Origin of the sequence: Pseudomonas emilianonis (assembly GCF_023072625.1) — a bacterium.
GTDB classification, from domain to species: domain Bacteria; phylum Pseudomonadota; class Gammaproteobacteria; order Pseudomonadales; family Pseudomonadaceae; genus Aquipseudomonas; species Aquipseudomonas paraveronii.
In genome coordinates this window covers 1-7,024 of sequence record NZ_JAKNRV010000278.1, presented here as the reverse complement: position 1 = coordinate 7,024, position 7,024 = coordinate 1, and the positions used below count along the sequence as shown (strand labels likewise).

Annotated in this window: 6 protein-coding genes; 4 read left to right on the top strand and 2 right to left on the bottom strand. The window is 63.8% G+C overall.

What is annotated here, in order from left to right:
• Positions 1–303: iron chelate uptake ABC transporter family permease subunit (locus L9Z73_RS22265; protein ID WP_247405540.1), on the bottom strand; the 303-nt coding region annotated here is incomplete at its 3' end.
• Positions 296–1,207 (bottom strand): ABC transporter substrate-binding protein, encoded by a 912-nt coding sequence (locus tag L9Z73_RS22260; protein WP_247405536.1) that lies wholly within the window; start codon positions 1,205–1,207, stop codon positions 296–298. The genes L9Z73_RS22260 and L9Z73_RS22265, both read right to left, overlap by 8 nt.
• 199 nt (positions 1,208–1,406) lie before the next feature.
• Between L9Z73_RS22260 and L9Z73_RS22255 the strand changes: the two genes are divergently transcribed.
• The 4 genes from L9Z73_RS22255 to L9Z73_RS22240 form a co-directional block, all read left to right on the top strand.
• Entirely contained in the window at positions 1,407–3,053 is a 1,647-nt protein-coding gene (locus L9Z73_RS22255) for a cyclic peptide export ABC transporter (RefSeq protein ID WP_247405533.1), read from the top strand.
• Between the two features lie 171 nt (positions 3,054–3,224).
• On the top strand, positions 3,225–3,968 hold the full coding sequence (locus L9Z73_RS22250) for a thioesterase II family protein (protein ID WP_247405530.1): 744 nt from the start codon (positions 3,225–3,227) through the stop codon (positions 3,966–3,968).
• Positions 3,969–4,007: 39 nt separating this feature from the next.
• Entirely contained in the window at positions 4,008–4,988 is a 981-nt protein-coding gene (locus L9Z73_RS22245; protein ID WP_247405527.1) for a TauD/TfdA family dioxygenase, read from the top strand.
• A gap of 49 nt (positions 4,989–5,037) precedes the next feature.
• Positions 5,038–7,024, top strand: a 1,987-nt coding sequence (locus tag L9Z73_RS22240) for an AMP-binding protein (RefSeq protein ID WP_247405524.1), incomplete at its 3' end; no start/stop codon positions are given.

Here is a 7,024-nt window from a genome sequence, read left to right as displayed (position 1 = left end):
GCCGGAAGCGACGCCGAGGGTGGTCGGCTCGGCGATGGGGTTGCGCAGTACTTGCTGGAACATCACCCCGGCCAAGGCCAGGGCCGCGCCCACCAGCAGGCTCATGACCAGGCGCGGCAGATAGCTGTAGCGCACCAGCAACGTGGGCAGATCGCTGGGTGACACTGGGCCGATGGCATTTCCCCAAGAGGCATCGGCCAGCAGCGAATTGCCTTGGTGGGCGCTCAAGGCCAGGGCGATGAATAACAGGCCGAGGGCCAGCCATACCGGTTGGCGGCGCAGGCGTGAGGTGCTGTCAGGCATGGTTGGCTTCCAGGGCGAGCAGTTGCTCGGTGATCGACAGGGCCAGGCGTTGTGCGGTCAGCAAACCGCCACTTGGGTAGAAGCGGGGCAGCGCATGGATGCGGCCTTCGCGGATCATCGGCAAGGCGCGCCAGATTGGGCTGTTGTTCAGCCGGCGTTGCGCCGCCACGGCTTCGCGGGGGTTGGTGTAATACAGCAACGACGCCTCCGGATGTTCCAGTAGCGTCTCGATGCCCACCGCGGGGCTGCCGCCCCATGCGTTGGTGCGCCCCTGGTAGGCGTTGCGCAAACCCAACCTTTCGAGGACGGCCTGGTACATGCCCTTGGCGCCGAACAGCAGTAGGTGGCGGCCGTCTGGATTGAGGCGTGCGATATACACCGGACGGTCGCTGATCGACGTGAGCTTGGCGCGTAAGTCGTCGAGCAGGCGGTCAGTCTGTTCCAGCAAGGCGCGCGCTTCGTCGCGTCGATCCACCAGGGCGCCGAGGTCCAGCATCACCTGGCCGGCGTTGCGATAGGGCTGGGCGTTCGAGGTATAGATATCGAAGGTGCGCAACGGCGCGATGCGGCGCAGCAAGGTACCTTCCAACTGCCAGGAAGTGCCGATGATCAAGCCAGGCTTCAGGCGTTGCAGGTACTCCAGGTTTGGCTCGATGCTCGGGCCCAGGTCCAGGACGTCGTCGGGCATTTCCGGATAGGCGACGAACTCGCGATAATAACCGGCGTTGACCACTGCCATGGGTGCTACGCCCAGGCCTAGCAGGCTTTCGGTGAGGGCGGGCTCGAAACTGACGATATCGACTTTCGGCAATTTAGGGCCAGCGGCGCGGACCAGGGTCGAGGCGCACAGCGCGACCGGCAACAACGCGAGGCCGGTCAGGGCTCGACGGCGGGTAATGAGCATTGCAACAGACTCCGAAGCAGGCAGGTCGCCTCTTGACGAGAATACGAGTCTATAGCAACAGCATATAATTCCCAATACCTGTAATAATGCCGCCGGCGCAGCCTAAAGAATCTCCCGCAGGCTTCGTTTGCTCCAGTGACCCCACTCTATCGACGGCGACGGCGTGACGGCCTGCGCCAGCCGACCCCAAGGAGACATCATGTCATTGTTCGGTATGCTGGTCCGCGCTTCGCGCACAAGGTTGGCCGTGGCCATTGGCGCAAGCCTGGTCTGCGGTTTGGCCAACGTGCTGCTGGTGGCGCTGATCAACCAGGCCCTGAATGCACCGCTGGACGGCTTGGCCGGCTACGCGTTGCCTTTCGTATTGGTGATAGCGCTGGTGATGGGCAGCCAAGTGCTGTCCCGCACGTTGTTCGCCCACCTCAGCCAGCAAGGCCTGGCCACCCTGCGCCTGCACATCTCGCGGCACGTGGTTGCCGCGCCCCTGCGCGGTCTGGAAAAGGCCGGGCGTGGGCGCATCCAGGCCGCCCTGGCCGACGACACCACCACCTTGTCGAACTTTTTCACCGGTTTCCCGATGCTGGTGACCAGTGCCGTGGTGGTGCTCGGTTGCCTCGGGTACCTGGCGTACCTATCGTGGGCGATTTTCCTGGTCTCGGTGCTGGCCATCGGTCTTGGTTCGCTGGGTTACCACCTGTGCCATTCGCACATGCTCCAGTACTTCCGTAAGGCTGGTTCCAGCCAGGACGAACTCTTCAGTCACTTCGACGCCATGGTCTCGGGTGCCAAGGAGCTCAAGCTCAACCGCTCCAAGGCAAGGCGCTTTCTCGATGAAGTGCTCGTCAATGCTGTCGAGCAAGTGCGTCACAACCGTGCCAAGGGCCTAATGCTGTTCGCCATCACTGGCGGCTGGGGGCGCTTGCTGTTCCTGGTGCTGATCGGCGTGGTGCTGTTCCTGCGCTTGTGGATTCCTTCCGATACGGCGGTGATCACCGGCTACGTGATGGTGTTCCTGTACATGATGGGGCCGCTGGAAGGGGTGCTGCTGAACCTGCCGCAGATGAGCCAGGCACGCGTCGCCAGTGCGCGCATCGAAACGACGCTCGCGGAGTTGAAGGCTGAAACCCAACTGCAAACCCCGATTCCTGACGTGCAGCCTAAAGGCGTGACAGTGGAGCTGGATGGCCTGACCCATGGTTATTTCAGCGAGCGAGAGGACGAGGTGTTCACCCTCGGTCCGGTGGCGCTGACCCTAAACCCTGGCGAGATTACCTTTCTGGTTGGTGGTAACGGCAGTGGCAAGACCACCCTGGCCAAGCTGATCGCCGGCCTGTACCGGCCGGAAAGTGGTGAAGTGCGCGTCGATGGCCGGCCGGTGGCGGCGGGCGAGTGGGACGATTATCGCCAGCTGTTCTCGGCGGTGTTCTCGGACTTCCACCTGTTCGATACCCTGCTCGAGGCCCCTGACTCCAGCCTGGATACCCAGGTGAGTGAATGGCTGGCCAAGCTGCACCTGGACCACAAAGTCAGCGTCAGCAACGGTTCGTTCTCCACCCGTGAACTGTCCCAGGGTCAGCGCAAGCGTCTGGCGTTGATCGTCGCCTGCCTCGAAGGGCGGCCAGTGATCATCTTCGACGAATGGGCCGCCGACCAGGACCCGGCGTTTCGCGAGGTGTTCTATTGTGAGCTGCTGCCCGAGCTGCGCGCCCAGGGCAAGACGCTGCTGGTCATCTCCCATGACGACCGCTACTTCCACCTGGCCGACCAGTTGATCAAGCTCGAGCGCGGCCAGATCGTCCAGCACCAGGTGCCTGTCGTGGCGGCTGGGTTGCAGCCGGTAGTTTAAAGATTGTGGGGAGGCACGAGACCTCCCTCCCCACAATCCAGTCCAATCCTGCCCCGCAAATAACAATATTTATCAAAGACACTTAATTCCCCGCGCATTTCTTTCGTCCTTATTAGCAGTGTTCCAGGCAAGGCCGGTCCGGCTTGTCGATTGCTTCCAAGGAGATTTGCCGTGTCTGTCGCCCCCGATCGCATCCGCCTGTTCTGCTTCGCTTGTTCTGGTGCGAGCGCCATGGCTTTCGCACCGTGGCGTGCCGCCTTGCCGGCCTGGCTCGATGTACAGCCAGTCGAGCTGCCCGGCCATGGTCGCCGTGGTGATGAGCCGTTGCAGGTGGACATGCCCAGCCTCGCGGCGAGCCTGGCGAGCGAGTTGGCGCCGCTGATCGACGGTCCTTACCTGATGCTCGGCCATAGCGTCGGGGGTGTCGTTGCCCTGGAAGTGGCCCATGCGCTGGGCGCCCTGGGGATTGAGCTGCCCAGCGGCTTGATCGCCGTGGCCAGTACCGCGCCCAGCCAGCGCGACGGCAAGCCGGATGCGCAACCCATGAACGATGCCGAGTTGATTGCCGAACTGCGCCGCCTCGACGGTACGCCCCAGGCAGTACTCGACGACCCCGAATTGCTGGCCATGGTGCTGCCAGTGCTGCGTGCCGACTTCCTGCTTGGCGACCGCTATCAACCGCCTTGCCGCAGGCCTTTGCCGTGCGCGCTGCATGTCTTCGGTGGGCGTGACGACAGCGTCGCGGTCAGTGCTCTCGCGGCCTGGGAAGCTGAATGCAGTGGGCCGTTCCAGCTGGATATGTGCGCCGGTGGACATTTCTTCCTGCACCGCCAGCGCGACGATTTCTTACGGCGCCTGGTTGCGCTGGCCCAGGCACAACGTCCCTCACTCCCTTCCTTGCGCGCCCTGGGCTGACCCATGCCGCACCGTCTTCCTCGTTTCGCGGAGTCTTCCATGCTTGATTCACGCTTCGACATCCGGCCCCTGCGCCACGCCAGTACCCCGTTGCCCCTGCTGATCGAGGCCCGTGAGCCCGGCCTTGATCTGTCGGCTTGCCTGTCCGATCTGCGGGCGTTGATCGATGAGCAACTGCTCAGTGCCGGTGGCGTGCTGCTGCGTGGCTTTGACGTGCAGACCGCCGAGCGTTTTCGTCGTTTCGCCGTGGGCTTCGGTTCGGACCTGCTCACCTATGAATTTGGCTCCACGCCGCGCAGCAACGTCGCCGCCGGGATCTATACCTCCACCGAATACCCGCCGCATCAGCATATCCCGCTGCACAACGAGCAGGCCTACACCCGGGACTGGCCCATGAAAATCTGGTTCTTCTGCCAGCAGGCATCACCGGTGGGTGGCGCGACGCCGATTGGTGACAGCCGCGCGATCTACCGGCGGGTTGGCGAGCAGATTCGCGAGCGGTTCGCCACCAAAGGCCTGATGTACACCCGCAACTACGGCAACGGCCTGGACGTGTCCTGGGAGCAGGTGTTCAACACCGAGGACCGCAGTGTCGTGCACGCCTACTGCGAGGCCCATGGCATCAGCTTGGAATGGAAGGAAGAGGGTGGCCTGCGCACGCGTCAGGTCTGCCAGGCGGTGGCCACCCATCCGCGCACCGGCGACGCGGTGTGGTTCAACCAGGCGCACCTGTTTCATGTGTCCAACTTGCCCGAGGAAGTACGCGAAACGCTGCTCGACCTGGTCGAGGAGGAGGACCTGCCGCGCAACGTCTATTACGGCGACGGCAGTCCGCTGGAAGAGACCCTGCTCGAAGACATCCGTGGCGTGATGCAGCAGGAGCAAGTCGAGTTCGCCTGGCAGGACAACGACGTTCTGATGCTCGACAACATGCTCACCGCCCACGGCCGTGGGCCCTTCCAGGGACCGCGCAAGGTGGTGGTAGCCATGGCCGAGCCGCATGGCGCCGACATGCGCTGAGCAACCCTCGATTTTTACTGAATTTTTTGCGATTGCAGGAGGACGCCCCATGGCCATCCCACATCAGCCTCAACCCCAATCCCTCATCGAGATGCTGGCGCAGCGCGCCGAACAACAAGGCGAGCAACTGGCCCTGCGCTTTCTCGGCGATGGCAACGAAACCACCGAGCTGTTCACCTACGCCCAGCTCGACGCCCGGGTCCGTCACCTGGCCGCCTGCCTTGGGCAACGCGCCGAGGAAGGTGATCGGGTGCTCCTGCTGCTGACCAACGGCCCGGAGTACATCGTGGCGTTTTTCGCCTGCCTGTATGCGGGGTTGATCGCGGTGCCAGCCTATCCGCCGGAGCGCAATCGCCAGTTCCATACTGAACGCCTGCAAGGCATGGCCATGGATGCGGAGCCATCGCTGATTGTCTGCGAGCAGGCTGCTCTGGAAGCCTCCCTGCTATTGCGTGACGGCCTCGCCCTGGCGAAGCTGCCGGCTGTGGCAAGCGTCCAGGACCTTGAGGCCCAGCCGGCCCAGACCTGGCAGTCACGTGAAGTGCCGGGCGACGCCATCGCCATGCTTCAATACACCTCTGGTTCCACCTCCGAACCCAAGGGCGTTGAAGTCACTCACGCCAACCTGCTGGACAACCAGCGCCTGCTGCAAATGGGCTTCGGCACCCGGCCGGGCGATGTATTTGTCAGCTGGCTGCCGCTGTACCACGACATGGGCCTGATCGGCGGCATGCTGCAACCGATCTACGCCGGCGTGCCGCTGGTATTGCTGACCACCCAGCACTTCCTCGCCCGGCCGGCGCGCTGGCTGGAAGCGATCCACCGCTATGGCGGCACCTTGAGCGGCGGCCCGGACTTTGCCTTCCGCCTGTGTACCGAAAGCGTGCGCGACAGCCTGCTCGCCGAGCTGGACTTGAGCCGGTGGCGTGTGGCGTTCTGCGGCTCCGAACCGGTACGTGCCGATACCCTGGCCGATTTCGTTGAGCGCTTCTTGCCGGCGGGGCTGTCGGCAACCACGCTGCACCCTTGCTACGGCCTGGCCGAAGCGACCTTGATGGTCACGAGTAATACCCGGGGTGGCCCCTACTACACACTGCATGTCGACCACGAAGAACTGGCCCATGGCCGGGTGGTGCCCGATCCGTCCGGCACCGAAGTGGTCAGCAGCGGCGGGCTGCTGTTCGACGATCAGGTGCGCCTGATGGACCCGCAAACCCTGCAACCCGTCGCGCAAGACACGGTCGGCGAAATCTGGGTGCGCGGCCCTAGCGTCGCGCGTGGCTACTGGCGCAATCCCGAGGCCACCGCCAAGACCTTCCTCGACTTGCCCGATGGGCGTTGGCTACGCAGCGGTGATCTGGCGTTTCTCCACAACGGTGGTCTGTTCATCACCTCGCGGGCCAAGGACGTGATCATCATTCGCGGCCAGAACCGTTACCCACAAGACATCGAAAAAGCCGTGGAGCAGGGCGTCGAAGCGGTACGCAAAGGCCGCGTCGCCGCGTTCCCGGTACAGGTCGACGGCCGAGAATGCATCGGCATCGCCGCCGAGATTGGCCGCAACGTGCAAAAGAAATTCGACCCGCAGACGTTGATCGATGCCATCGACCGGGTGGTCAGTGAAACGCAGCAGGAACCCGCCAGCGTCATCGCCTTGCTGGAGCCGGCTGCGTTGCCCAAGACCACCAGTGGCAAACTGCAACGCTCGGCCTGCCGCCAGCGCCTGGAAACCGGCGAACTGGGTGCCTATTACGTCTACCGCCGTCCGGTACTCGGCCTGGTTCCAGTCGGGCACGGCGGCGCCCCCCAAGGCGATACCGAGCAGCGCCTGGCGGCGATCTGGTCCGAGGTGCTCGAGGGTGTGGAGGTCAGCCGCGACGACGTATTTCTCGCCAAGGGCGGTCATTCCCTGGCCGCCGTGCAAGTCGTGTCGCGAGTGCGTGCCGAGTTCAATGTCGAGTTACCGCTGAGCGCGCTATTCGCCGCAAAACCGCTTGCCCAGTTGGCCGCGATGGTTGACGCCGCGCCGCGTCTGG